We start from the raw sequence: 25,452 nt of genomic DNA, 5'->3' as shown, positions 1-25,452 counted from the left end.
AGCTGTCCTATTCCTCTCTTCTATAGACCTGTTATTCACGCTACCTTGCCAGCCTCTCTGGACTGAGTTAAAGGTACTGATGTATATCATAGGAATTATCCCACGTTCGACAAAAGATGTCAAGTAAAAACGATTATTTCCGCTTCAACTTAGTGTGGACCAATCCTGATAAACTATGCAAGGATAGCGATTATTTGTTACAGGCGTAATTTACGAATTCTTTCAACTGCTTTTTGAGTATTCTCAAGGCTTCCGAATGCTGTAAGGCGGAAATAGCCTTGACCGCTTTGACCGAAGCCTACACCTGGCGTTCCAACGATGTTTGCTTCTGTAAGAAGCTTATCGAAGAATGACCATGAATCCATGCCGTTCGGTGTTTTCAGCCAAATATAAGGAGCATTTACTCCGCCAAATACCTCTAGACCGATGGACGCAAGGCCGTCACGGATAATTGCTGCATTTTTCATGTAGTAGTCAACCAAAGATTTGATTTGCGCTTTGCCCTCTTCAGAATAGATAGCAGCTGCTCCACGTTGTGTAACGTATGATACGCCGTTAAACTTCGTCGTATGGCGGCGATTCCACAAATCATTGATCAACACTTCATTTCCTGAAGCGTCAAGACCTTTCAGCTCACGCGGCACAACTGTGTATGCACAGCGAACACCAGTAAAACCTGCTGTTTTGGAGAAGCTGCGGAATTCGATGGCTACTTCACGCGCGCCTTCGATTTCGTAAATGCTGTGCGGAACATCTTCTTCCTGAATAAATGCTTCGTATGCGGAGTCATAAAGAATGATGCAGTTGTTTGCTTTCGCATAGTCAACCCATACTTTAAGCTCTTCTTTCGTAAGCGTCATGCCAGTTGGATTGTTCGGATAGCACAAGTAAATAATGTCTACTTTACGATCAGGAAGGCTAGGCTTGAAATCATTTTCAGCTGTACACTCCAAATACGCAATGTTCTCATAGCGCTTTGTATCTTGATTGTATTTGCCTGAGCGGCCAGCCATGACGTTCGTATCGACGTAGACTGGATAAACCGGATCTTGTACTGCAACGATACTGTTCTCGCTGAAAATTTCTTGTATATTGCCGACATCGCATTTGGAACCATCACTTACAAACACTTCATTTGTTGCAATGTCAATGCCGCGTGCTTTATAGTCATTTTCGATAATTGCATTTATTAGAAAATCGTAGCCCTGCTCAGGTCCGTATCCACGGAATGAACCTGGAGCTGCAAGCTCGTCCACTGCACTGTGCATAGCATTCAGAACCGAATCCGGCAAACCGCGCGTAACATCACCAATTCCTAAGCTGATGATTTCAGCATTTGGATTTTCTTGAATGAATTTAGTACGGCGTTTTGCAATTTCAGAAAACAAGTAGCTGCCTTGCAGCTCCAAGTAATTTTGGTTAATGGAAGTCATTTCACGTCACCTATCCTTATATTCATTTACTTCAGTTGTTATTGATTAGAATAACGTACTTATGTGATTGAAATAATGAATAATGTGGTGAAAAGTTTGCACTATTGCACTATTACCTTGAACGCAAGCTGCTTAATACATATTCGAAGTCTGCCGGCAAAGGCATTTCGAACTCCAGCCGCTCGCCGCTGCGCGGATGTGTAAAGCCAAGCAGCGTAGCATGCAAAGCTTGTCCTTTTAAGGCTACAGTCTTGTTGCGGCCGTAAACCGGATCTCCCGCAAGCGGATGACCGATATATTTCATATGCACACGAATTTGATGGGTACGTCCCGTCTCTAGCTGAAGCTCTACAATCGTGTAATCGCCTAAGCGCTCCAATACGTGAAAATGTGTTACTGCATGTCTGCTATTGTGCTCGGTTACCGTAAACAGCTTCCTGTCATTCAGGTCACGTCCGATAGGCGCATCAATTGTACCTTGGTCATGCGGCAAATTGCCGTGCACAAGTGCGATATATTTCCGCGTTACCGTATGCTCCTTAAGCTGCTCAGCAAGCGAGATATGCGCCAGATCGTTTTTGGCAGCCATCAACAAACCTGTTGTATCCTTATCTATGCGGTGAACAATGCCCGGACGGATCATGCCGTTAATGCCGGACAAGTCCTTGCAGTGATACATCAGCGCATTAACAAGCGTGCCTGAAGAATGACCAGGTGCAGGATGAACGACCATACCGCGCTTTTTATTAATAACAATCAAGTCTGAATCCTCATAGATAACTTCAAGCGGAATGTTCTCAGGGACAATGGCGGCCTCTTCAGGCTCTGGGATAATCAGAACGACACGATTGCCCTCTGCTACCTTCAGATTCGCTTTTGCCACTTTGTCATCGACCTGAACGGCCCCTGCTTTGATCCATTCCTGAACCTGGGTTCGGGATACGCCTTGATCGTCAATACTGTCTGTTACAAACTTGTCTACTCGTTCGCCGGATTGCTCCGCCTCTACGATCCATTCCAACGGTTCTTCATTATACAGGTTGCTGCTCATGATTGTTTTGATCCTTGTCCTCTCCATTTTGCAAACGTTTCTTGTCATCTCTAGCCGATAACAAGGTGTCAATTAGAATTAATGCTACACCACAGACAATCGCTGAATCCGCTACGTTGAATATTGGGAAGCCATAGCTGCCGAAGTTAAACTGCAGAAAGTCAACAACCTCACCATAACGCGCGCGATCGAGAAAGTTGCCAATTGCGCCGCCAAGAACTAGTCCGAGTCCTACTAGCAACCAAGGCTTAGCTGATTTTCTCGATGCCTGTATGTACCAAATGATACCCAAAACAATGATAACGGTAATAATGATAAAAAACAGTCTTTGCTCTTGCAAGATGCCAAATGCAGCACCGCGATTTCGATGCGAAGTGATGAGAAAAAAATTACCGATAATGCTAATTTGATCCCCGATCTCCAATTTTGTCTCAATTAATTTCTTTGTTACAAAATCAAGGACTAACACTAATACCGCTACCCAGTAATAATAAAAACGCATCGAATCACTCCTAATTTTTTGTAAAGCAGCGTTTCCATTCAAAAGCACTTCAGGCTAGATGTGAAAAGCCAGCGCATTTCTGAAAGTTTGCTAATCAATTGTAGCATACGGAGCTAAATAAGAGCCAGCACCCGCCTGCTGTTCTTCCATTGAAGACCATACTGAAAAACCGTATTTCAGCAAAAGCTAATACTGCAATTATGTTCCCTGCTAAGGAGGGTGCTCAAAATGACAAAGCCAAACACTGCTCATATTCAGCTGCTGCAAGCCAGATTGTTGGACGAGCAGCGCGAAATTGAAAGACGTTTCTCAGAAAACGATCATTATGGCTTAGCGAATTCGTTGCGTGACACTACCGGAGAACTATCCACAATCGATAATCATCCAGGTGATGTCGCTACTGAGCTTTATGAACGCGAGAAAGATGTAGCCCTTCATGAACAAGAGGAATTGCATCTGAATCGCATTGAGGCAGCGCTAACCGCGATTGCTGATGGAACATACGGCATTTGTAAAACATGCAATGAACCTATCCCGCTTGAGCGTTTGGATGCCGTACCCGATACGCTTTATTGCATTGAACATGCGCCAAGACAACATTTATCCCTGCGCAGGCCGGTTGAAGAATTATTTCTCGAACCTCCATTTGGTCGAACCAGCATGGATGAGCATGATTCCTACAACGGTTTTGATGGCGAGGATGCTTGGCAAATTGTTGAGCAATGGGGCAATGCGGATTCACCTGCCACATCCGAGAATCGAGATGTTGCCGATTATGAGCATGTAGGCATTGAAGCTTTCGAGAATGACGGCTTCGTTGAATCCATTGAAAGCTTTCTTGCAACCGACATTACAGGGCGTCATGTGTCCGTCATCCGCAACCGAGAGTATAAAAATTACTTGGAGTCAGACGAAGGCGATCATGGATTAGAAGCTGATCTTGAGGATCAACGCTTATAATCAATAAACTTTTCCTTCGAGCTGGATTTGGACAATTCGGACAATGTCTGCAATATAGTCGCCGATTATCGGTAAGTTTAACGCTCCTAATATACGCAGAACATAAAGAATGGTCGCAGCAAAAAAGGTAAAGCCAATCGCGATTCCTACACCTCTGGCTGTACCAGCCAGCAGGTTTTTCCAAATCATTGTCCATGGTCTGTTTAACAGATCAATGTAGTCCGCTATTTGGGTATGTTCCATTTCGGTAGCAATAGTTTGCAGTCGTTTATCAAGCTTGCTTAACGAAGTTTGTAACTCGTTCAAATTTTTCGGCTGTTCCGGGTTATTTGTATTCATACGAGGCATCCCCTTTGTCAAACAATAAAACGAGGCCTGACCTGCCGGACATTGCAAGCATCGCGACCATTCAGTCGTTTGCTGCAGCTGTCGGAAGGCGACGGCCTCGTTTTTTTCGCTTGTTAATTTCCTTTATACTATAACCTTATCCGCGGATGAAAATCCCTATTTCTTTTTCGCCAAGCACAACTTTCTCCATCCCCGGCTCATCACCATAAGTAACGGTTTGAACAAGCACGTTGTCTTGAAGCACTTGTGCGAACGCATCCAGCGCCGCTTTGAGCTCTGCGTCAACATCAAGTACAAGATCGATGCGCTTCTCAATTGGCAGATCGAGCTTTTTGCGTGTATCCTGAACGGCGCGAATCACTTCACGAACCCAGCCCTCTTGCTCAAGCTCAGCTGTGATATCCGTATTCAGCGCTACAGTAACACCGTTGCCAGATGCAGATGCGAAACCTGACTTCGCTTGCTTCTCAACCAACAGCTCATCAACAGTGATCGACAGCTGTTCGCCTTCTGCACTTGTGAAGTGGAAGCTTCCGCCATTTACGATGTTTCGAGTCTGTTCTGCTGATAGTCCTTTTAGCTGACCTTGAATAGGTCCAACGTTTTTACCGTATTTTTTACCGGCAATTTTAAGATTCAGCTTAAGGGTGAAGTCAACAAATCCACTGTCTGAATTTTGTACGGTAATAGCTTTTACATTTATTTCATCCTTCACGATATCCTCGTAGTCTGCTACGTTGAAATCACGATCAAGCGATACGATTAGCTCCGACAAAGGCTGGCGCGTTTTGATTCCCGTTTCGTTCCGAACGTTGCGAGCAAGCTCAACGATTTGTTTTGCACTTTCCATATCGCGCTCCAACGTCTCATCAATAAGTGTTTCATCTGCTTTCGGATAATCAGCCAAATGAACGCTGCCTGCTCCGCCAAGGTTTCCGAATACATCCTCTGCAAGCAAAGGTGCATAAGGAGCGATCAGACGCGAGAGGGTAAGCAATACGCTGCGCAAAGTTTGATAAGCGGCTAATTTATCATCTGTAAGCCCACTTCCCCAGAAACGATCACGTGAACGGCGGATATACCAGTTGCTCAGCTCGTCAACGAAAACCTCAATCGATTTAGCTGGATTTAGGAAATCATTTACTTCAAGACCCTTGTTCACTGTATTAATCAAGCTGTTCAGACGTGAAATGATCCAGCGATCCAGCTTGTTGTCTGATTTGATCTCTTCATGCGCTGTGTAGTCAAAGCCATCGATTGAAGCATATAACGCGAAAAACGCATGTGTATTTACGATGGTATCAATGACTTTCGATTTCGCTTCGCCAACAATGCCGCGTGAGAAGCGTTTGCTGTTCCATGGCGCGCTGTCTGCAAGTAATGCCCAGCGGAATGCGTCCGTTCCATATTCGTTGATGATTTCCCAAGGGTCAATTACATTGCCCTTAGATTTGGACATCTTTTGCCCGTTCTCATCCAAAATATGGCCAGTTGAGATAACCGCTTTATATGGCGCTTTGCCATTATACAGTGTAGAAACTGCAAGCAAGCTGTAGAACCAGCCGCGCGTTTGGTCAATACCCTCACAGATAATGTCTGCTGGATATTGCTCTGCGAATTGCTGCTCATTCTCAAACGGATGATGATGCTGAGCGAACGGCATCGAACCGCTGTCGAACCATACATCGATAACTTCAGGTGTACGCGTCATTTCAGCACCCTCAGCGAAAGGTGATTTCAGTTTAATATCATCCACATACGGTTTATGAAGCTCAATGTCTTCTGGCACATCGCCAATCGCCATCGCACGCAGATCAGCAATACTGCTTGGTGAATACTCTTTGCCTGTTACATCGCAGACCCAAACGTTAAGCGGCGTGCCCCAATAACGGTTGCGGCTGATGTTCCAATCCACCAAATCCTCCAGAAACTTACCAAAGCGTCCTTCACGGATGTGGCCAGGATACCAATCAACGCTGTTGTTGTTGGCGATCAACTGATCCTTAACCGCTGTTGTTTTAATAAACCAGCTTTCCATCGCATAGTAGATGAGCGGCGTTTTGCAGCGCCAGCAGAATGGATAGCTATGCTCGTAGCGCTCCTTCGAGTAAAGAAGACCGCGTTCACTAAGGTTCTTGACGATGTCAATATCAAGCTCAGCGTCTTTCACGAAACGTCCTGCAAAGTCAGTAACCTCTGACGTATAGCGACCAGCCAAATCAACAACACTCAGCATGCTGATTCCGTTGTCGCGTGAAACTCGGTAGTCATCCTCACCATGTGCTGGCGCGATATGAACGATACCCGTACCGCTAGTGTCGCTAACGAAATCGCCTGCAATAACGACGTGGCCTTTTTCTAGGGCAACGTATTGGAATGGCGGCTCGTAGCTAAGACCAACAAGTTCAGCGCCTTTCAATACGGATAGAACTTCATAATCTTCTTTAAGAACGCTCTCCGCTAGATTTTGAGCAACGATATACACTTCACCGTTTTTGGAAGCACGGATATAATCAAGCTCCGGATTTACGGCTAACGCCACATTTGCAGGAAGCGTCCACGGCGTAGTTGTCCAAGCGAGAACGAATTCTCCCGACTCCACTAGCTTAAACTTCGCTGTTGCGCTTAAATCCTTAACATCCTCATAACCTTGAGCAACCTCGTGTGAGCTAAGCGTCGTTTGACAATCCGGACAATAAGGACTTACGCGATGACCGCGGTACAGCAGACCTTTTCCGTGGATTGACGATAAAATATGCCATACACTCTCGATGTACTCGTTTTTAAGCGTGATATATGGATTGTCTAAATCCGTCCAATACGCGATGCCTTCTGTCAGCTCACGCCACTGCTTCTCATATTCAAATACGCTGTCTTTGCATTTTTTCACAAACTTCTCTACACCGTATTCTTCGATTTCCTGCTTGCCGGAGATGCCTAGCTGCTTCTCAACTCCAAGCTCAACCGGTAGACCATGCGTATCCCATCCTGCTTTACGGATAACACGGTATCCTGCCATTGTTTTGTAGCGGCAAATAAAATCTTTAATTACGCGGCCAAGTACATGACCGATATGTGGTGCTCCATTAGCGGTAGGCGGCCCTTCATAAAATACAAAATTCGGCTTGCCTTCCCGGTTTGCTATTGATTTTTTAAACGTTTCATCTGTTTTCCATTGCTCCAGCACTCGCAGCTCACGGGTGCGGGCACGTTCCTTAACGTCTACGCGTTGCATCGCTTCAGCCTCCTAATTTAAACAAAAATAAAGCCTCATCCCTATGAGAAGGGACGAGGCTTAGTCGCGTTACCACCCTTGTTCCGCACTGCTGCTGAAATCCAGCAACAAGTCAATGAGAGCAGACAGCTACGTTCAGCTGTGCTTCATGCGGCACCTTAGTCGCGAACATAATATTCGCGTTCCCTGTAACGGGGGACAGCCGTCAGCACTTACTGCTGCATACGCAGGTTCAGCACCGCTTCTCAGAGAGGATATTCCGCAATAGCTCACACACCGGGCTTTCAGCTGCCGCCGGCTCTCTGAGGAGTGAACTCAAAACGTACTTGTTCTCATCAACGAAGTTTAGATCATCAATTAATTACTATTAGTTATAGCGTAACAACAGGCCAAATGTCAAATGGCATTTCGCCTGTTTATAAAAAAACTAGCCGCGAGTCAATTCATGCTCGGTTTGTCTTACATGCGGCTCCAGCGTATCCCAACCATCTACCGAAAGCAGTTCAAGCTGAGCTTCTACAAGTGTACGGAAACGAGCACGGTATACGGAAGCTTGTTTTTTAAGCTCTTCCACCTCAAGAGAAACCTTGCGAGACTTGGCAAGTGAATCATTGATAATTCGATCAGCGTTTTTCTCTGATTCCTTAATGATCAACTGTGCTTCTTTCTTCGCGTTGTTTCTTACTTCATCGGCTGCTTCTTGTGCAACTATAATCGTTTTGCTAAGCGTTTCTTCGATATTCGTAAAATGATTCAATCTTTCCTGCAAGCCTAATACTTGGTTTTGCATTTCTTTATTTTCACGAATGAGCGATTCATAGTCTTTGATGACCTGATCTAGAAATTCATTAACTTCATCCTCATCGTAGCCACGTAATCTCCGACCAAACTCTTTGTTATGTATGTCCAATGGCGATAACGGCATTGGGGCACCTCCTTATGGTATTTGGAACATTCGTAACCGAAAATACACGATTTGATGAGAATAATTCGACAACTACAGGAAAATTCCTGCAATCATTCAAATAAATTTGCCGATCTTTACTCGAATTCTGCCTTTTTTTGTCACGCCATCCACCTCTAGTACTTTAAATCGGCCAAGTCCTTTGAATGACACAACGTCACCCGCTCGAAGCTGCTCGGATGGGTCTTCTTCCGATTTCCAATTCACCCTGCATCTTCCTGCCCGAATCGGATCAACGATTTTGGATCTGCTTATGCGATAAACATCGCTCGCAATCCCATCCAATCGCATAGAAGCAACTGACAAACTCATTTCCTCCAGCTTAACCAAAGCCGTCTGAAGCTCAGATAGTGGAAGTACGTCTGTCAGCACATTAATCCGATGAACCTGTCTCAGATGGATATTCAAGTAATCCGCAATTTCATCCATAACAATGATATGACAAAAATGCTCATGCACATGTATGTCACCAATTCGGTCACGTTTTATACCAAGTCCAAGCAGTGCTCCTAAAAAATCACCATGATCTAATTCCATCTGGGCTTGTCCCGGTCCATTAACTACAAGAACAGATATGCCAGCATTTTCGTCATCCAAATTTCGATAATCTGGACCTATAATGGCTCGTCTACGCTCAGCTTGATCATAACCGCCGTCAAACCGGACATTAACATCAGGGTTGCGATTTGCCAAAATAGTCAATATTTGTGCTTGTCTTGGGTCTAAAAAATCGGTCCGCTTCAGCTCATGCTGCTGTGCGGACCGCTCTATCCATTCCTCCGCCCGATCTACGAAAGGTTTCTCATCGGGATGGAAATGATCGTATATTCCTTGTTTCATATAAACTCATTCCTTTAATCAAATAAAAAATCCGATTACTGCAATCAGGCCATAAGCTACAAATTGCAAAGCGAACACGGCAAGGATTGGCGAAAGATCCAGCATGCCTCCGATTGGCGGAATAAACTTTCTGAAAATACCTAAGTATGGCTCAACCAGCTTACCTAGAAATACGCCGATAAAGCTTTCACGAGCGTTAGGCAACCAAGATAGCAGCACATAACCAATGATCATAAACGTGTAAATTTTTTGTACCAGCATCACAATACTATAAACTTCATCCATTAACTCAAGGTCACCTCATTTTGTTGTAGTCGTTCTCCTCCGCCAGCATTTCCGTTATAGCACCTTGAATTTCGACTGAATCCGGCGTACAAAGAAAAATATTGGGTCCTAGCTTAGAGATGCTTCCGCCTAAAGCGTACACGGTACCGCTTAGAAAATCAACAATTCGAACAGCAAGATCGCTGCGAACACGTTGAAGATTCACGATTACTGCACGGCGTGAACGCAAATGATCAGCAATTTCTTGCGCTTCATCATAAGACCTTGGCTCGCTAAGTACTACCCGGACATTCTTCTGTGAATGAATGCTGACGACATTATTGCTCTTCGTGTTTTTACGTGCCTCGAAGGGAGAAGTTTCAGCTTCTTGTTCTTCCTGCTGTACAACACGTTCTCTCTCTACAACTTCTTCTTCATCTTGCAAGCCAAGAAAACTCATAAAGCGGTTCATGACGCTCATCCCTATTCCTCCTCTTTCCCTACTAATATCGTACCAAGGCGAATCCATGTCGCTCCTTCTTCGATGGCAACCTCAAAATCATTCGACATGCCCATTGATAACTGGGTGATGGTGTTTGGATGTTCCGAGCGCCGCTCTAATTCATCCCTCAGCTCTCGCAATGCTCTAAAGACGGGTCTCGTTTGCTCTGGTTCGGCTTCATAAGGAGCCATCGTCATCAAACCAATTGGCTTGATCGAATTAAACTTAGCAAGCTGCTCCACAAAGGGAAAGAGCTCGTCTGGATTAATGCCTTGCTTGGAATCTTCCCCAGATACATTTACTTGAATAAAGCAAGGAACGATAATCCCTAGCTGGGAAGCACGCTTATTTATGGCTTCAGCAAGCGATAGCCTGTCCAACGAATGCATGTATGTAAACTTCCCAATGACGTCCTTCACCTTATTCGTTTGCAATGAACCGATAAAATGCCAGATAGGCTGATCCTCTGCTGCTAGATCGTCACTGCCGCTTATCGCTTCCCACTTCGCCTGCGCGTCCTGCCAACGATTTTCACCCAAATGAAGCAAGCCTTGCCCTAGGGCAGCCTTCGTAGTATCTAAAGAAACATATTTCGTAACAGCAATAATTTGAACTTCATCTCTGCTGCGCCCGGCACGCTCGCAGGCTTTCTTAATTCGCTCTTCCACAAGCTCAATTCTATTCTCTAATGTGAATGACATGTTTCACCTCTCCCGAATGCCGATCCAACTGGCCATTCGGCCGGTTAAGCCACCTTCTTTGCGATGAGAAAAAAACAAATCCCGTCTGCATCCAGTGCACCACTCTGTTAATTCGATACGTATCGGCAAAATTCCTGCTTTTATCATAATCTGTCGGTTTATTTCTTTCAAGTCTAAGTTCGCTTTGCCATCCTCGGTTTGCTTAAGCATTGATTCCGCTTCTTCTGGCGTCAAGCTCAGATCAGTCAAAAGCGCCTGTACTTGCTCTATGACTGGACCATCCACCTCATAGCAGCAGCCTCCTATAGAAGGCCCTATCGCTGCCACAAGCGCTTTAGGGTCGGTTCCATATGCTTGCTCCATTGCTCGTACCGTTTCAATAGCGATCTGCTGGACGGTTCCCTTCCAACCGGCATGGGCAAGCGCCACCGCATCATGCTCTGGATCATAGAAATACAAGGGGACACAATCTGCGTAAAAAGAAGTCAGCAGCACCCCAGGGACGTTAGTCATGATAGCATCACAATCCCTCAGCACATCGTCCAGACTATTTCTACCCTTGCCTTTATCTGCTTCAGTCACTTGCCATACCCGGTTCCCATGCACCTGTTCAGCACAAGTCCATGCTTCAAAAGGCCAGCCGATAGCATCGGTCAGCAATCGCCTATTTGATATAACCGCGGCATCTTGATCCTTGACGTGCAAGCCCATGTTTAACGATGAAAAGTGTCCTTCGCTAACCCCGCCTTGACGTCCTGTAAACCCCGCGTTCAAACGATCATAACGTGATTCCCATTCAGACAATAAAAAAAGCGAAGGTCCCTTCGCTGATTGATTATGTTTAAAAGCTTCCATTTGTTCACCTCTATTAAAGGTTTGCGAAGCAAACCTACTTCGTAAGCATAAGCTTAGGTTTGTAGAGCAAACCTACTTCGTAAGCATTTGCTAAGGTTTGCAAAGCAAATCTGCTTTGCTGGTATAGTCACAGTTTAGCGTTTTATGAGCGAGCGTGCAAATCTTCTTCCTCGGAACGAAGCTGTTTCGTGTCATCCATTCGAACGAGCACAACATCTGCCCCAATTTTCACAATATTGCGCCATGGAATAACGACTTCCGTGCCGCCACCGCCAAACATCCCCAAAAACTTAGTATACTGCGGCACCACAATAGAATCGATCCGACCTTGCCGCAGATCAAGCTCCAAATCCGTTATTTGACCCAGCTTTTTTCCGTCCACAATATTAATAACGTCCTTTGTCTGAAAATCAGATATTTTCATTTCCGCTCACCACTTTTCAAGTAGAGTGATCACCCGTTTGTCTCTCCTATAACTATATGTGGAAATCGCCCAAAATGTCCTTCTTATCAAGAAAAGGAGCCTCTTATTTCAAAATTTGATTTTTATGTACGATAGCGTACAATAAAAGAATATCAGAGGATCGAATAAGGAGCATATCATGCCAAAAATCGTCGCAACGGAACTCGATTGGATCAAGCTTGGGCTGCAAAAATTTGCTGAAGGGGGTGTCGAAGCTCTCGTTATCGAACAGCTCGCTAAGCAGTTAAACAGCAGTAAAACCAGCTTTTATTGGTATTTTAAAAATCGTATTTTGTATGTGGATCGTATTATTCATTACTGGCATGAACAAACAACCACATCAATCATCGCTCATATTCAGCAGTATGATTCATTAGAACCAAAGCAAAAGGTATACCAGCTGCTCAGCGTCATGTTCAGCACGATAGAAGGAAAAGATTTTATTTATCATTTCCGAAAATTAGGAACGACATCGCCTGCGTATGCCGAGCTGCTTCAGCAAATTGAGCAGCAGCGCTTGGATTATATGAGCGGTTTGCTCATAGCGTGCGAATTATTAGAAGTTGAGGCAAAGATTACATCTGAACTCTTATACAGTTATTACTTGGGATGGTACGAACGAAATAAACATCGTACTCTCAATCCGGAAGAAACTAAGAAGCAGATTGACCTGCTCATGCCGTTTATTGAAAAAAATCATACATGACACGGAGGGATATGTGATGCAATCGTTATTAGCAGCGCTCATTAGTGCGGTGTTGTTCGTCATCGGCGTAATACATATATATTGGGTGTTTGGCGGTCGGCATGGAATCTCCATTGCTGTCCCGACAAAAAATTACACATCTCAGCCTCTTTTTAAACCTCGTCCGATTGGAACTGCAGCTGTTGCAGTACTTTTCTTTGCGGGCGCCGCATTCATTCTTATGTTTGCTGATATTATCCCTGTCATCGGACCAGCATCGCTGCCCTCCATTGCAGGCTGGGCACTTGCTATTGTTTTTTTGGCTAGAGCAGTTGGTGAGTTTCGTGCAGTCGGGTTATTCAAAACGATTCGAAACACACATTTTGCACGAATGGATACGTATGTTTACTCACCGCTTTGTCTGATCATCAGTTTCTTATCTTTTTGGTTGATGATCATTGGTTAGTCCCCTTCAATAAATCACATAAACAAAAAAACGGTGCCTCTCGGCACCGTTTTTTTATGTTTTTACATGCTTTTGCATTTGCTGAATAGCCGACTTTTCCAAACGAGATACCTGTGCCTGTGAGATGCCGATTTCATCGGCTACCTCCATTTGCGTCTTGCCTTCGAAAAAGCGCATCGACAAAATCATTTTTTCACGGTCGTTCAGCTTATGCATAGCTTCCCGAAGCGCGATTTCCTCGATCCACGATACGTCTTTGTTTCGTTCGTCACTAATTTGGTCCATAACATAAATAGGATCGCCGCCGTCATGGTAGATCGGTTCAAACAATGAAACAGGATCTTGAATGGCGTCCAGTGCGAATACGACATCTTCCTTCGGAACATTTAAAGCTTCCGATATTTCAAAAATCGTCGGTTCGCGTGAATTTTTGTTCGTCAAGCTATCCCTAACTTGAAGCGCCTTGTAGGCAATGTCTCGCAAGCTGCGCGATACGCGTATAGGGTTGTTGTCACGCAAGTAACGGCGTATTTCCCCGATAATCATCGGTACGGCATAGGTGGAAAATTTGACATTTTGGCTAAGGTCGAAATTATCTATCGCCTTCATAAGTCCAATGCATCCGACCTGGAATAAGTCGTCTACAAACTCTCCCCTATTGTTAAACCGTTGTATAACGCTAAGCACTAGCCGCAGATTACCGTTAACTAATTTCTCTCTTGCTGCCCACTCATTACGGGTTTGTAATGCCGTAAACAATTCTCTCATTTCGACATTATTAAGGACAGGCAGTTTCGCGGTATCCACTCCACAGATCTCGACTTTATTTCGGGTCAACGTGATTACCTCCCAAGGAGAAACATTAATGTACATTATCTCCTCAGGAGTCCTTTTTATTCCTATTGCGACATCGTTCGACAACTGCAAGCAGGATGCGGGATCTAAACCATTTTGTTAAATTCTTTACGAAGCCTTTTAATAATTCGCTTCTCAAGGCGTGAAATATAGGACTGTGAAATGCCAAGAAGATCAGCAACATCCTTTTGTGTTTTTTCCTCGCCGTCGGCAAGACCGAAGCGAAGCTCCATAATAATCCGTTCACGCTCTGACAATTTATCAAGCGCTTTGTGAAGCAGCTTGCGATCTACCTGCTCTTCAATGTTACGGTAAATCGTATCATTCTCCGTTCCGAGAACATCCGATAGAAGCAGTTCATTTCCATCCCAGTCGATGTTAAGCGGTTCATCAAAGGACACTTCGGTGCGCGTCTTACTATTGCGGCGCAGGTACATCAATATTTCATTTTCAATACAACGCGAGGCGTAGGTGGCCAGCTTAATCTTTTTCTCAGGATCAAACGTGTTAACCGCCTTAATTAGACCGATCGCGCCGATTGATACGAGATCTTCAATATGAATGCCGGTATTCTCAAACTTACGAGCGATGTATACGACTAGCCTTAAATTACGTTCGATTAGCATTGCGCGAATAGCCGTATCGCCGGTAGGCAGTTTTTCCAGCAAATATTCTTCCTCTTCACGTGTTAGGGGAGGCGGTAATGCCTCACTGCCACCAATATAATAAATTTCTTCACTTTTTAATCCGAATAAAAACATGACACGATAATAATATAACTGAAGGATCAGTTTGTACTTGACGAGCATCTGGCCCATCCCTCCTCGTTTGTATGAGCATACGTTCGTTACTGTTGTACCATAGACGGATGGATAATGGCTCGATATGCCCCATCAGACGTTAACTTACCGCCGTCAAGCCCGATAAGCACCTTCCGCGTTTCAAAAACTTGTCCTTCCCTAGTAATTTCAACCGCATCCGGCTTTATCGCTAGCATGAACTGTGACCCTCGATTGACACCTCTGAATGGTACAAGACGAAGTCGATCTTGCCAAACAAAGGTGTGCTCATCCATTCCCGCTACAAGACGATCCACTTGTGCATCTCGTATGCTATTCAACCACGATTCAGGTAAATCATCTTGCCACAAGGATGCCTCCATTACCATGACCGGTGTCCGTGTAAGTGGATCATAAAGCTGATTGCCGGTGTCGATCAGGCCTATGCAGGTTTGTATACGTTCTCCAATCATAATTTTCACTTCTGCCAAATGAGTTTGCACCAGCTCCCTTTCTCTTTTTTGCGTCAATACGGCACGGTATATATACAATCCGATGCATAACGCAGCAATCAAATAAAACAATCCCATCTTAAGCTCCACACGCATGTTTCCGTTTACGAACATCATCGTTTTCCAAACCTCACGGGACCCTTGCATGAACAAATAATAAAGTCCAAGCACAGCTCCAGCAGCCACAAAGTTAACCGCATAAAACGCTGCAACATTCCTCATATAGTGCTGAATCGAGGCAAAGCCAAAAGCAATCCATAAAATCAATAACGACGTAGCAACCTTAACTGCAAATGTGAATAAAAAAGATAATTGTGGAAAAAGCATTAAAACGACATAACAAGCTCCGACAGCAGAAGCCAATAATACTCGCCAAGGCTTCGGTTTAAGATGACGTGCCCAAGCAGTAGTTAATAGAATAGCACCGTCAACGAGCAGCTCTCGCAAAAACATAACATCAACATAAACAGCCACTTCGGTCACCTTCCTGCAACTGGCGGTAAACGGCCTGCAGCCGGCACCCGGGAGAACGATTGACACTAGTATATTAAAATCCTATTTCAAAGTCTGTCTATTCATGACGGCATGACGTATCTTTTTTTGTCGAGTAGGAGTATAAAAAACGGCAAGTCTTTTATGTTTATTTTTGCAGAGGCTTATATCTTTAGCTCCTCCTATTTTGCTAACAGTTCATTAACCTAGGGCTGCTCCTGTGAGGGATCACTCCTAGGTCAGGCTGAATCTACCTTTTTGTTTCTTTTTGAGGTTCCCGCCATTAATTGTCATTGCTAAAATAATTTTCGACTAATTAATCTGGCCGTTTTTTAAAAAAATACAAAAAAAATTGGAATGGATACTTGTTCCACATTGGCAATTAGATTATCATTCTAAATAGATAGAAGCAGTGAAGCACACCGCTTACTCGGGAGATCTCTCCCGCAGTATGCGGTTTTTTTTATTTTCCGGAGGAGGATGATAAATTTGTCGTTTCAATCGGTATATGATTGTTGGCTGGAACTTCATCTAAAAAAGAGTAATGGAGAAAATAGACGGAGGCTGGAGCAAGGACATGGACATGCTGAAAAATTATTTTTAGAAAAGGTATGGTATCCTGCCTTCCATCAACTTGATGGACTTATTCCAGAGTTTGAGATTGCTGATTTTCGAGATGGTACTCGTTTTTTAGACTTTGCATATTTAAAATCCAGCTTGCGGCTAGCGATCGAAATCGATGGATTTCGCACTCATTCCTCAGAAACCACTCGCTGGCAGTTTTCAGATTCATTAATGCGTCAAAACCACCTTGTGCTCGACGGTTGGAAAATATTGCGTTTTTCCTATGATGACCTAAAAGAAAAACCGCGAATGTGCCAACAGCTTCTCCAGCAATTTATGGGTAGGAGCTTAATTGGCAATAAACAAGATACAAGCGCTGATGCATTCTTGCAGTTGGAAGTATTACGTTATGCTTCTCAACTACAGCATCCTATCCGGCCCACTGACGTAATCGATCTTCTAAAAATCAAAAAACGCGAAGCTCAAAAACTGCTTCACCGTATGGTTCTCAATCAAGCCTTGTTGCCCGCAGGAAATGGCACCCAGAGAATTCGATGCTACAAAGTAAACCAAGAGCAGCTGCATACTCTATTATTCACCTCACTTTAACAGGCACATTAGAGGGTTGTAAGCATTTATAAAATGTAGCTTCTCAACCTTGCTCATTCGCAAATAGTAGGCTGTAAGAACGTATAGGCGCTTATTGGCAGCAAACTAAGGCTTCTTTCATGCTGTAAGAACCTATGTGTTCTTACAGCGGCTTATCTCCCCTTGCTCATTCACCAAGCATTGTTTGTAAGAACATTTATGTGCTTATTGGCAGCTAACCATGGTTTCTTTCATGCTGTAAGAACCTATACGTGCTTACAGAGGCTTATCTACCTTGCTCATTCGCAAATAGTAGGCTGTAAGAACATATAGGTGCTTATTGGCAGCTAAACATGGTTTCTTTCATGCTGTAAGAACTTATATGTGCTTACAGAGGCTTATCTACCTTGCTCACTCGCAAATTGTAGGCTGTAAGAACGTATAGGTGCTTATTGGCAGCTAACCATGGTTTCTTTCATGCTGTAAGAAACTATACGTGCTTACAGAGGCTTATCTACCTTGCTCATTCGCAAGTAGTAGGCTGTAAGAACGTATAGGCGCTTATTGGCAGCTAACCATGGTTTCTTTCATGCTGTAAGAACATATAGGTTCTTACAGCGCCTTATTTACCTTGCTCATTCGCAAATAGTAGGCTGTAAGAACATATAGGTGCTTATTGGCAGCTAACCATGGTTTCTTTCATGCTGTAAGAACCTATATGTTATTACAGCGACTTCTCTAGCTTGCTCATTCGCCAAGCATTGGTTGTAAGAACATATAGGTGCTTATTGGCAGCTAATCATGGTTACTTTCATGCTGTAAATGTATATGCGTGCTTACAGCTGCTTCTCCCCTTTTCTCGATCAACTTACAATCAAACAAATAAAAAAAGCCTCACCATAATGGCGAGGCTTAGTACAAAAAGTTTTAGCGATCGTTGCGAGGGCGATTGCGCAAAAATGCTGGAATTTCAAGCTGATCGCTTGAAGTGTTGTTAGCTCCAAAAGGCTTAACTGCATTGGAGCTGCCCTGTTGCCTTGTATCAACCGCTTCTGGCTGCTGTTGTGGAACACGACGCGCAGCTGGTGACTTGTGCTCGAAGCCCGTTGCTATAACGGTTACTTTAATTTCGTCCTTCAGATCTTCATCGATGATCGCACCAAAGATCATGTTCACATCTGGATCAGATGCTGAAATGACGATTTCAGCTGCTTCATTCACTTCATAGAGTGAGAGGTTGCTGCCGCCAGTAATGTTCATAATTACACCGCGAGCGCCGTCAATTGATGTTTCAAGCAGCGGGCTCATAATCGCTTTTCTCGCCGCTTCAGCAGCACGGTTCTCGCCAGTAGCAATACCGATACCCATCAAAGCGGAGCCGCGTTCAGTCATAATCGTTTTTACGTCTGCAAAGTCAAGGTTGATTAGGCCCGGTACTTGAATAAGGTCCGAGATGCCTTGAACGGCTTGACGGAGCACGTTATCCGCTTCACGGAAAGCTTCCAGCATTGGTGTCTTTTTGTCTACAATCTCAAGCAAACGGTCATTAGGAATGACGATAAGCGTATCTACTTTTTCTTTGAGCGCTTCAATCCCAAGCTCAGCTTGTCCAGCACGCTTGCGTCCTTCAAAGGTAAAAGGCCGAGTAACAACCCCTACAGTGAGTGCGCCGCATTCGCGAGCGATTTCGGCAATAACCGGAGCTGCTCCCGTTCCCGTACCGCCGCCCATTCCTGCTGTCACGAATACCATGTCCGAGCCTTTAAGCTGGTTCATAATAATTTCGCGAGATTCCTCTGCAGCCTTGCTGCCTACATCAGGATTGGCACCCGCACCAAGTCCACGCGTCAGCTTATCGCCGATTTGCAGCTTATGCTCGGATTTAGCCAAATGCAGCGCCTGAGCGTCGGTGTTTACCGTAATAAACTCCACGCCTTTAACACCATTTTCTATCATTCGGTTAACGGCATTGCTACCGCCACCGCCAACACCTATTACTTTTATTTGAGCAAGCTGCTCAAGCTCAAAGTCGAATTCCAACATCTTTCATTTTCCCCCAGTCAAGCGTAAACTGCTGATAACATCTATGAGACGGCACAGCAACGTTTCGCAGTAAAATATAAGTATCGTATATAAGGTGAAACTTATATTATCTTAAATCCTCAAATAAATTCATTAAACATACTTTTAATCCGCTCGAACATACCGGGTTTAGTAGAAGGTGTTGGACTTGCTTTGCGGCTTGCCGTTTTCTTCACTGCTCCAGTTCCGCGAGCTCCCATATATTTTGACACATACTGAATCATGCCAACGCCGCTGCTATACGCCGGGTCTCTTACACCAATATAATCAGGAAGTGCAATTCGGACGGAAGACTCAAGCTCTGCCTGGGCCAAAGCGAGTGTTCCTGGCATCGATACAGTGCCACCGGTCAACACATAACCGTTAACCTTGTCTCCATAACCAAGTCGACGTACCTCTTGACGAACTAAATGGAAAATCTCTTGCATGCGAGGCTCAATAATACTAGCAAGATCAACCTGTGAAAACTCTTTTTCCACATTGCTGCCCATTCGTGCTACTTTAAACTTCACATCTTCAGCTGCATCCAATACATTAGAACAGCCATATTTAAGTTTGATTTTCTCAGCTTGCTCACTTTGTGTGCGCAAGCCATAAGCTATATCATTTGTTACATATTCGCCACCAATTGGAAGCGTTGACGTAGCAGCTAAGCCGCCTTGATCATAAATGGCAATCGTACATGATCCTGCCCCTATGTCAGTAAGAACAGTCCCTATCGATTTCTCATCTTTGGTGAGCGAAACCACGCCTGAAGCGAGTGATAACAAAATGACACCAGAAATACGAAGGCCTGCTTTCTCTACACAACGCATAAGGTTATGTATAGCAGTCTTCGTCCCCGTGACGATCGTCGCCTCAACCTCAAGGCGAACGCCAATCATACCTCGCGGATCGGAAATACCTTCCAAGCCGTCTACTAGATACTGCTTTGGAACCAAGTTAATGATTTCACGCTCTGGAGGGAGCGCCACTACTTTAGCAGCTTGTAATACTCGTTCAATATCTTCTTCACCAATTTCACGGTCCTCATTGGATACTGCAACGACGCCTCTATTGGTTTGCAAAGCAATATGATTGCCTTGAATACCAACATATACGTCTGATATTTGAATGCCTACCATGCGCTCCGCATGCTCTACGGCATTACGGATCGATTGCACAGTCTGGTCAATATCTACTATTGCTCCTTTGCGAATACCCTCTGAGTCGGCTGATCCAACTCCAATAATATTAATGGCTCCATTATTCACTTCACCAATAATAGCACGAACTTTGGATGTACCGATGTCCAAACTGACGATGATGTCGTTGCTGCTCATCTTGCGGCACCTCCGTTTCAAATAATTAATTATTTTACCACATGTTAAGGTCTTCCTACATATTCAACGCTTTTATTATTTTCCCTCTTTTTTCAACAAATTTTTCGATGTTTCTCGCTTTGTGTCGAGCACCGCCCCTTGCGATTCTCTATATTTCCTATGTTTATCCAGCTTCATCGAGTATTAATGCATAAATAAAATTCTACCATTCTTTCAGACTATTGAGTAGTATAATTTTACTCAGAATCTATATTTTCTGGACTCTCACTTACGAAAGGCACATATGTATCCGCCAGAAGCATCGTGATCTTACCTGGCTCTTGGGTCTCGATTACTGCATTCAACGCTTCAATCTTCTCTGGAAGAACCGACACCGCTGTTACCACTTCAAATTTTGTGCGAGTGTACATCAGAATTCGATCGGGATAAGCGGTTGACGGAAATGGTAAAATCTCAGACAGGTCGGAGAGCTGCTTCGTCGATATTTTTGCAAGCTGCTTCGTGAGCTGTGCTTTTACGGGATCTCCATCTGCCCAGCCTGACAATACAGGCTTGTCCACAAGCTGCATTTCATCGCTGTCAGCCTCAACTGTCGTTCCATTTGTCAATAACGCTGTCATTTCCCCTTGCTTGGAAAGCTCGAATGCAACAACAGGAAACTCCTCTACATGAATCTTCACCACACCTGGAAATACCTTCGTAACCTTAGCCCCTTTAATTTGTGGCAATGTGACAATTCTATCTTCTATAGTAGAAGACGAAGTTCGAAAAAAAGCATCGCCAACCAAAATAGCAGCTGCCTTGCCTATTTCTTCTCTCGTTACGAATCTAGTTCCTTCAATTTGGATTTCTGATATTTTGCTAATAGAGGAATTAAAAAATAATACAGCCAAAAGCGCCACAAACAATAATATAAGTATGGTCAACAGCTTCCGACTGCCCATTCTTTTTTTTGGTGGTTCCTTAAGTACTGGCATCTGTGCACTCATAACTTGTCCCTTCTTTCCCCAAAAAACATCCGGTTAACCTCTCCGCGTCAGCCTTCGCTTAGCATCAAAAGGGTACCGGCTGTTTCTATCTTGCAGCTCATGCGCATAGTATTAGTTATTAGGCACTGGCGAATAACGCGAAATCCGCGCACCCAGCCTAGACAGCATCGTTTCGATTTTTTCGTAGCCTCGATCGATGTGATGAATTTGCTCAACGACCGTCCTTCCTTGCGCTGCTAAACCAGCTATGACAAGGGCGGCACCCGCTCTCAAATCCGTTGCTTCCACCGTCGCTCCATAAAGCCTTGGCACGCCGCGAATGAATGCCGCATTCATGTCTACGCGAATGTCTGCACCCATACGTGACAGTTCATCCACATGCTTTAATCTGCCTTCAAAAATCGTTTCTTTCAATACGCTCACACCATCTGCAAGCGTAAGCAGCACCATAACCTGAGACTGCAAATCGGTAGGAAAAGCCGGGTATGGAGAGGTTACGATTCTTTCAACCGCTCTAGGCCTTGTTGCACTGCCAACTTTAATTATATCATCGTCGACAACAATTTGAACACCTGCCCGGCGCAGAACATGAATCAAGGAAGATAAATGGGCTGGCTGCGTATTTTGGAGCGTGACTTGACCGCGTGTTGCAGCGGCGGCTACCATGATGGTCCCTGCTACAATACGATCCGGAATCACTTTATAACGACAAGGTGTTAGCGACTGTACCCCATCTATCGTTATCGTGTCGGTTCCGGCTCCCATTATTTTAGCGCCCATTGCATTTAAAAAGCCTTGCAAGTCTTGAATTTCCGGTTCCCTTGCAGCATTGCTTATTGTGGTTCGGCCTTCTGCCAAAGCAGCGGCCATCATAATATTTTCTGTTGCGCCGACACTTGGAAAGCTTAAGTGAATATCCGCTCCCCTTAGTTTCTCGGCACGGCATATGATCCGGTTACCCAATTCTTCTATTTCTGCACCCAGAGCCTGAAGACCTTCTAAATGAAGATCAATTTTCCGCTCACCGATTGCACATCCACCTGGTTGATAAACCTGAGTTTCCCCAAATCTAGCAAGCAAAGGCCCCATTAAAAAAATAGAAGATCGCATCTGTCTCATTAACGATTCCGGCACGTGGGATGTATGTGCAGTCTCAGTGTCCAGCACCACAGTTCCTCCCGTATGCTCGGCGCGGCATCCTAATTCGCGCAAAATGTTCAGCATGACATCGATATCTAGCAAATCAGGCACATGATCTATCGTTGTTGTGCCTTCGGCCAATAGACTGGCAGCCAGAATCGGCAAAGCGGCATTTTTCGCTCCTTGGATAACTATGGTTCCTGAGAGAGGTTTCCCACCTTCAATCACCAATTTGTCCAATGTATCACCTCCGAATTACCGCTCACCCACCACCAATACTTCCGGCACCAACAGGATGCCATAGCGGTCCTGAACAGTGCTTTTTATATGAGTCATGAGGGCGAGAACGTCTTCAGCTGTTGCTTGCCCGGTATTCACAATAAAATTGGCGTGCTGCTTCGATACTTGCGCTCCTCCGAGGCTTTCACCCTTTAATCCAGCCTCTTGAATAAGTCTAGCGGCATAATCATTGGGCGGATTGCGAAATACGCTGCCTGCACAGGCAAGCTGCAAAGGCTGCGTTCTCAATCTTCTCTCTTTGTAGGAGGCCATCCTAGCGAGTACTTCCTGCCTATCCCCTTCTGCCAGCTCAAAGGCGGCTTCAATGACAATGCCCTTTTGCTCGTGAAGCATGGAATGGCGGTAAGCGAAGTTCATAGCCTCACGATCGTAGCGAACCAATTCTCCTGTTTCCAGTACAATATCAGCTGACTTAAAAATACGTGACACATCTGATCCATGCGCGCCAGCATTCATATAAACGGCTCCGCCTACCGTACCTGGGATTCCCCCCGCGAATTCAAGTCCGGTCAGACCTTTTTTCCCAGCCATGACTGATAGCTTAATGAAAGAATATGAAGCACCGGCTATTGCTGTCGATCCTTCAAAACGCAAGTAATCGAGCCCTCTGTGCGGTTTTATTACAACGCCGCGAATCCCTTTATCACTTACCAGCATGTTCGAGCCTCTGCCTAAATTAGTCCAGGGTATTTGATGTTTGTGCACCAAACGTACCGCCGATACCAATTCATCTTTGCTACTAGGGAGGATTAGAATATCAGCGAGACCGCCGATTTTCCAGGTTGTATAGTTCGATAGCGGTTCGTTGTACAAAACTTCGCCAAGATTAGCTTGTTCCAATTCCGCTTTAAAAGCTTCCATTCGTTGAACCTCCCTAAGGTTTTGCGTAGCAAAACCTACTTCGTAAGCAAATGCTTAGGTTTTGCGTAGCAAAACCTACTTCGTAAGCAATCGCTTCGGTTTTGCGCAGCAAAACCTACTTCGTAAGCAATCGCTTCAGTTTTGCGCAGCAAAACCTACTCCTTAAGCACATGCCTAGCTGTGTAAGAAGAAAAAGAAATTCCCCTTCAGCAGTCTGAATCGCTGCTGCCGGTTTTTCTGTTGTAATCACCGCTCCTTTCGGGTGACGGTCACGAATATAGTGTATCTTATGCCCATATAGGCTCTTGTGTGACAATGGCCTATATCGAGCCAACTGGCTCACTGATTGGTCTGTGCAGCAGACCAGAACTCAAAGCTGGTTGCCGCTTTAGCGAATTGACTGTTTCTTTCAAATAAAAGTGTATTCAATATCTCATCATATTAAATGAGCAAACTTTCCTGTAAACAACAATATCCGGCTTGGATAGTTGCAGCTGCTGTTATGCAACCTGCAGCTATCCAAGCCGGACGTTTATTGTTTTTTTCTACTAAGCCTCTGCTGGTTAATGCCCTAGGCATGAAGCCTCACCTCGAATAACGAGATATATTCAACAAAATCCCTAGTGCAGTTAAGAGAAGCGTTAGGGATGAACCCCCATAGCTAACAAGCGGTAGCGTAATTCCCGTAACGGGCATCATGCCAATGACGACACCAATATTAATCAATACTTGTACACCGATAATGCCTGTGATGCCGACTGCCAGCAAGCTCCCGAATGTATCCGTAGCTGCAATAGCAGCGCGTATCCCCCGCCAGATGACAACTAGAAATAATAGTATAAGAGTAACTCCGCCGATGAAGCCAAGTTCTTCAGCTAAAATCGAGAATATAAAATCGGTTTGCGGCTCAGGCAAATAACTGAACTTCTGTCGGCTCATACCTAGACCGAGCCCAACGAGTCCACCTGGTCCGATCGCATATAAGGATTGAATAATTTGATAGCCGCCTCCGAGCGGGTCTGCCCATGGATCAAGAAAATTCGTTATTCGCTTTAATCGGTATGGCGCAGCGATGATAAGGCCAACAAAACCTGCGACACCGATGAGCGCCAAACCGCCTAAATGAGATAATCTAGCGCCAGCAGTAAAAATTAAAATTAAAGAGGCGCCAACCATCACCGCTCCTGTACCTAGATCAGGCTGCAGCATAATGAGTCCGAAGGCTAGTCCAACAAGCCCTAGCGGCGGCATAAGCCCTTTTGTGAACTGCGTAATCGTTTGCTGCTTCTCAGAGAGCCATTTGGCTAAAAATAATATCATCGCCAGCTTCATAAATTCAGAAGGCTGAATACCGAAGGAGCTAATGCCAAGCCAGCTGCGTGCGCCGCCGCGAACGACGCCGACACCAGGGATCAGCACGAGCAGAAGAAGGCCGAAGCAAACCAATAAAGCCATTGGCGCCCACTTTTTCCAAACCGTATAATGCGTATTCATTGTAAACAACAACGCGCCTATACCGAGTCCAGCAAATAGCACCTGACGCTTTACATAGTAAAAACGATCACCGAATTCATGAAAAGCAAGCACTGCGCTAGCGCTGTACACCATAATCAACCCGATAGCGAGAATGAGCCCAATTGCAGTCAGCATCCAAATATCCGGGGCAGAACGCGCTTTGGCCATAGCGAACACACCTCTT

General features: G+C 44.8%; 25 protein-coding genes and 1 other annotated feature. Of the genes, 4 read left to right on the top strand and 21 right to left on the bottom strand.

Translation table 11 applies throughout. The annotated features are described in order from the left end of the window. Positions 1-197: 197 nt before the first annotated feature. From AC1DOV_RS19550 to lspA, 3 genes are all read right to left on the bottom strand, one after another. Entirely contained in the window at positions 198-1,433 is a 1,236-nt protein-coding gene (locus tag AC1DOV_RS19550; protein WP_477550803.1) for an LL-diaminopimelate aminotransferase, read from the bottom strand. Positions 1,434-1,545: 112 nt separating this feature from the next. Continuing rightward, positions 1,546-2,484, bottom strand: coding sequence for an RluA family pseudouridine synthase (locus AC1DOV_RS19545; RefSeq protein WP_477510089.1), 939 nt, complete (start codon positions 2,482-2,484; stop codon positions 1,546-1,548). Next, positions 2,465-2,986, bottom strand: coding sequence for a signal peptidase II (gene lspA, locus AC1DOV_RS19540; protein WP_441909652.1), 522 nt, complete (start codon positions 2,984-2,986; stop codon positions 2,465-2,467). The genes AC1DOV_RS19545 and lspA overlap by 20 nt, the downstream gene beginning before the upstream one ends. A gap of 228 nt (positions 2,987-3,214) precedes the next feature. Here lspA and AC1DOV_RS19535 point away from each other — a divergent pair, with 228 nt between their 5' ends. Beyond that, a complete protein-coding gene (locus tag AC1DOV_RS19535; protein WP_477550802.1) occupies positions 3,215-3,946 on the top strand; it encodes a TraR/DksA C4-type zinc finger protein in 732 nt (243 codons plus the stop codon). Here AC1DOV_RS19535 and AC1DOV_RS19530 read toward each other — a convergent pair whose 3' ends face one another. The 9 genes from AC1DOV_RS19530 to AC1DOV_RS19490 form a co-directional block, all read right to left on the bottom strand. Further along, positions 3,947-4,285 carry a DUF5665 domain-containing protein gene (locus tag AC1DOV_RS19530; protein ID WP_256710892.1) on the bottom strand — a complete coding sequence of 113 codons (339 nt, stop codon included), beginning with the start codon at positions 4,283-4,285 and terminating at the stop codon, positions 3,947-3,949. Between the two features lie 145 nt (positions 4,286-4,430). Continuing rightward, positions 4,431-7,529, bottom strand: a complete 3,099-nt coding sequence (gene ileS / locus AC1DOV_RS19525; RefSeq protein ID WP_477550801.1) for an isoleucine--tRNA ligase — start codon at positions 7,527-7,529, stop codon at positions 4,431-4,433. A gap of 46 nt (positions 7,530-7,575) precedes the next feature. Continuing rightward, positions 7,576-7,877, bottom strand: a binding site (T-box leader). A gap of 79 nt (positions 7,878-7,956) precedes the next feature. Further along, positions 7,957-8,454, bottom strand: coding sequence for a DivIVA domain-containing protein (locus AC1DOV_RS19520; protein ID WP_076268175.1), 498 nt, complete (start codon positions 8,452-8,454; stop codon positions 7,957-7,959). Between the two features lie 96 nt (positions 8,455-8,550). Further along, complete coding sequence (locus AC1DOV_RS19515) at positions 8,551-9,333, bottom strand: YlmH family RNA-binding protein (RefSeq protein WP_076268174.1); 783 nt, start codon at positions 9,331-9,333, stop codon at positions 8,551-8,553. Between the two features lie 18 nt (positions 9,334-9,351). Continuing rightward, positions 9,352-9,618, bottom strand: coding sequence for a YggT family protein (locus AC1DOV_RS19510; RefSeq protein WP_054027981.1), 267 nt, complete (start codon positions 9,616-9,618; stop codon positions 9,352-9,354). 10 nt (positions 9,619-9,628) lie between these two features. After that, positions 9,629-10,078 carry a cell division protein SepF gene (locus AC1DOV_RS19505; protein ID WP_076268173.1) on the bottom strand — a complete coding sequence of 150 codons (450 nt, stop codon included), beginning with the start codon at positions 10,076-10,078 and terminating at the stop codon, positions 9,629-9,631. Positions 10,079-10,080: 2 nt separating this feature from the next. Beyond that, positions 10,081-10,800, bottom strand: a complete 720-nt coding sequence (locus AC1DOV_RS19500) for a YggS family pyridoxal phosphate-dependent enzyme (RefSeq protein ID WP_430060840.1) — start codon at positions 10,798-10,800, stop codon at positions 10,081-10,083. Positions 10,801-10,803: 3 nt separating this feature from the next. Continuing rightward, positions 10,804-11,655 carry a peptidoglycan editing factor PgeF gene (gene pgeF / locus AC1DOV_RS19495; protein WP_477550800.1) on the bottom strand — a complete coding sequence of 284 codons (852 nt, stop codon included), beginning with the start codon at positions 11,653-11,655 and terminating at the stop codon, positions 10,804-10,806. 142 nt (positions 11,656-11,797) lie between these two features. Then, positions 11,798-12,079: a YlmC/YmxH family sporulation protein gene (locus AC1DOV_RS19490; RefSeq protein ID WP_076268170.1), complete on the bottom strand. Its 282-nt coding sequence runs from the start codon at positions 12,077-12,079 to the stop codon at positions 11,798-11,800. A 178-nt stretch (positions 12,080-12,257) separates the two neighbouring features. On the opposite strand from AC1DOV_RS19490, the gene AC1DOV_RS19485 reads away from it, so the two are divergent. Then, on the top strand, positions 12,258-12,824 hold the full coding sequence (locus AC1DOV_RS19485) for a TetR/AcrR family transcriptional regulator (protein ID WP_477550799.1): 567 nt from the start codon (positions 12,258-12,260) through the stop codon (positions 12,822-12,824). A 16-nt stretch (positions 12,825-12,840) separates the two neighbouring features. Further along, positions 12,841-13,269 carry a DUF3995 domain-containing protein gene (locus AC1DOV_RS19480; RefSeq protein WP_477550798.1) on the top strand — a complete coding sequence of 143 codons (429 nt, stop codon included), beginning with the start codon at positions 12,841-12,843 and terminating at the stop codon, positions 13,267-13,269. Positions 13,270-13,323: 54 nt separating this feature from the next. On the opposite strand, the gene sigG is transcribed toward AC1DOV_RS19480, so the two are convergent. The 3 genes from sigG to spoIIGA all read right to left on the bottom strand — a co-directional run bounded on the left by sigG (position 13,324) and on the right by spoIIGA (position 15,955). Further along, positions 13,324-14,106: an RNA polymerase sporulation sigma factor SigG gene (sigG, locus tag AC1DOV_RS19475; RefSeq protein WP_054027974.1), complete on the bottom strand. Its 783-nt coding sequence runs from the start codon at positions 14,104-14,106 to the stop codon at positions 13,324-13,326. A gap of 104 nt (positions 14,107-14,210) precedes the next feature. Next, positions 14,211-14,933: an RNA polymerase sporulation sigma factor SigE gene (gene sigE, locus AC1DOV_RS19470; protein WP_054027973.1), complete on the bottom strand. Its 723-nt coding sequence runs from the start codon at positions 14,931-14,933 to the stop codon at positions 14,211-14,213. 38 nt (positions 14,934-14,971) lie between these two features. Further along, complete coding sequence (gene spoIIGA / locus AC1DOV_RS19465) at positions 14,972-15,955, bottom strand: sigma-E processing peptidase SpoIIGA (RefSeq protein ID WP_339208726.1); 984 nt, start codon at positions 15,953-15,955, stop codon at positions 14,972-14,974. A 441-nt stretch (positions 15,956-16,396) separates the two neighbouring features. On the opposite strand from spoIIGA, the gene AC1DOV_RS19460 reads away from it, so the two are divergent. After that, a complete protein-coding gene (locus tag AC1DOV_RS19460; RefSeq protein WP_477550797.1) occupies positions 16,397-17,080 on the top strand; it encodes a DNA-binding response regulator in 684 nt (227 codons plus the stop codon). A 906-nt stretch (positions 17,081-17,986) separates the two neighbouring features. Here the strand turns inward: AC1DOV_RS19460 and ftsZ are convergent. The 6 genes from ftsZ to spoVE form a co-directional block, all read right to left on the bottom strand. Next, positions 17,987-19,102 (bottom strand): cell division protein FtsZ, encoded by a 1,116-nt coding sequence (ftsZ, locus tag AC1DOV_RS19455; RefSeq protein ID WP_441882996.1) that lies wholly within the window; start codon positions 19,100-19,102, stop codon positions 17,987-17,989. A 119-nt stretch (positions 19,103-19,221) separates the two neighbouring features. Next, positions 19,222-20,463, bottom strand: coding sequence for a cell division protein FtsA (ftsA, locus tag AC1DOV_RS19450; protein ID WP_339208723.1), 1,242 nt, complete (start codon positions 20,461-20,463; stop codon positions 19,222-19,224). Between the two features lie 236 nt (positions 20,464-20,699). Beyond that, positions 20,700-21,452: a cell division protein FtsQ/DivIB gene (locus AC1DOV_RS19445; protein WP_339208722.1), complete on the bottom strand. Its 753-nt coding sequence runs from the start codon at positions 21,450-21,452 to the stop codon at positions 20,700-20,702. 111 nt (positions 21,453-21,563) lie between these two features. Further along, positions 21,564-22,832, bottom strand: coding sequence for a UDP-N-acetylglucosamine 1-carboxyvinyltransferase (gene murA, locus AC1DOV_RS19440; protein WP_076268162.1), 1,269 nt, complete (start codon positions 22,830-22,832; stop codon positions 21,564-21,566). 15 nt (positions 22,833-22,847) lie between these two features. Beyond that, positions 22,848-23,753, bottom strand: coding sequence for a UDP-N-acetylmuramate dehydrogenase (murB, locus tag AC1DOV_RS19435; RefSeq protein WP_477550796.1), 906 nt, complete (start codon positions 23,751-23,753; stop codon positions 22,848-22,850). A 585-nt stretch (positions 23,754-24,338) separates the two neighbouring features. Then, the gene (gene spoVE, locus AC1DOV_RS19430; protein WP_076268160.1) at positions 24,339-25,436 is read right to left on the bottom strand and encodes a stage V sporulation protein E; all 1,098 of its coding nucleotides are present in this window, start codon (positions 25,434-25,436) and stop codon (positions 24,339-24,341) included. Positions 25,437-25,452 lie beyond the last annotated feature (16 nt).

It is taken from the genome of Paenibacillus sp. 01T47 (genome assembly GCF_056398245.1).
Note: the sequence above shows the minus strand (reverse complement) of the source record. Positions and strands in the feature narration are given on the sequence as shown.

Excerpts from the sequence above, each read along its gene's own strand:
- AC1DOV_RS19530 (WP_256710892.1), bottom strand. The coding sequence starts at position 4,285 with ATGAATACAAATAACCCGGAACAGCCGAAAAATTTGAACGAGTTACAA.
- AC1DOV_RS19550 (WP_477550803.1), bottom strand. The coding sequence starts at position 1,433 with ATGACTTCCATTAACCAAAATTACTTGGAGCTGCAAGGCAGCTACTTG.
- AC1DOV_RS19445 (WP_339208722.1), bottom strand. The coding sequence starts at position 21,452 with ATGAGTGCACAGATGCCAGTACTTAAGGAACCACCAAAAAAAAGAATG.
- AC1DOV_RS19480 (WP_477550798.1), top strand. The coding sequence starts at position 12,841 with ATGCAATCGTTATTAGCAGCGCTCATTAGTGCGGTGTTGTTCGTCATC.
- AC1DOV_RS19505 (WP_076268173.1), bottom strand. The coding sequence starts at position 10,078 with ATGAGCGTCATGAACCGCTTTATGAGTTTTCTTGGCTTGCAAGATGAA.
- sigE (WP_054027973.1), bottom strand. The coding sequence starts at position 14,933 with ATGCTCGTCAAGTACAAACTGATCCTTCAGTTATATTATTATCGTGTC.
- AC1DOV_RS19490 (WP_076268170.1), bottom strand. The coding sequence starts at position 12,079 with ATGAAAATATCTGATTTTCAGACAAAGGACGTTATTAATATTGTGGAC.
- AC1DOV_RS19515 (WP_076268174.1), bottom strand. The coding sequence starts at position 9,333 with ATGAAACAAGGAATATACGATCATTTCCATCCCGATGAGAAACCTTTC.
- lspA (WP_441909652.1), bottom strand. The coding sequence starts at position 2,986 with ATGCGTTTTTATTATTACTGGGTAGCGGTATTAGTGTTAGTCCTTGAT.
- AC1DOV_RS19545 (WP_477510089.1), bottom strand. The coding sequence starts at position 2,484 with ATGAGCAGCAACCTGTATAATGAAGAACCGTTGGAATGGATCGTAGAG.
- AC1DOV_RS19520 (WP_076268175.1), bottom strand. The coding sequence starts at position 8,454 with ATGCCGTTATCGCCATTGGACATACATAACAAAGAGTTTGGTCGGAGA.
- AC1DOV_RS19500 (WP_430060840.1), bottom strand. The coding sequence starts at position 10,800 with ATGTCATTCACATTAGAGAATAGAATTGAGCTTGTGGAAGAGCGAATT.
- ftsA (WP_339208723.1), bottom strand. The coding sequence starts at position 20,463 with ATGAGCAGCAACGACATCATCGTCAGTTTGGACATCGGTACATCCAAA.
- AC1DOV_RS19535 (WP_477550802.1), top strand. The coding sequence starts at position 3,215 with ATGACAAAGCCAAACACTGCTCATATTCAGCTGCTGCAAGCCAGATTG.
- pgeF (WP_477550800.1), bottom strand. The coding sequence starts at position 11,655 with ATGGAAGCTTTTAAACATAATCAATCAGCGAAGGGACCTTCGCTTTTT.
- ftsZ (WP_441882996.1), bottom strand. The coding sequence starts at position 19,102 with ATGTTGGAATTCGACTTTGAGCTTGAGCAGCTTGCTCAAATAAAAGTA.
- ileS (WP_477550801.1), bottom strand. The coding sequence starts at position 7,529 with ATGCAACGCGTAGACGTTAAGGAACGTGCCCGCACCCGTGAGCTGCGA.
- murB (WP_477550796.1), bottom strand. The coding sequence starts at position 23,753 with ATGGAAGCTTTTAAAGCGGAATTGGAACAAGCTAATCTTGGCGAAGTT.
- spoVE (WP_076268160.1), bottom strand. The coding sequence starts at position 25,436 with ATGGCCAAAGCGCGTTCTGCCCCGGATATTTGGATGCTGACTGCAATT.
- AC1DOV_RS19485 (WP_477550799.1), top strand. The coding sequence starts at position 12,258 with ATGCCAAAAATCGTCGCAACGGAACTCGATTGGATCAAGCTTGGGCTG.
- AC1DOV_RS19510 (WP_054027981.1), bottom strand. The coding sequence starts at position 9,618 with ATGGATGAAGTTTATAGTATTGTGATGCTGGTACAAAAAATTTACACG.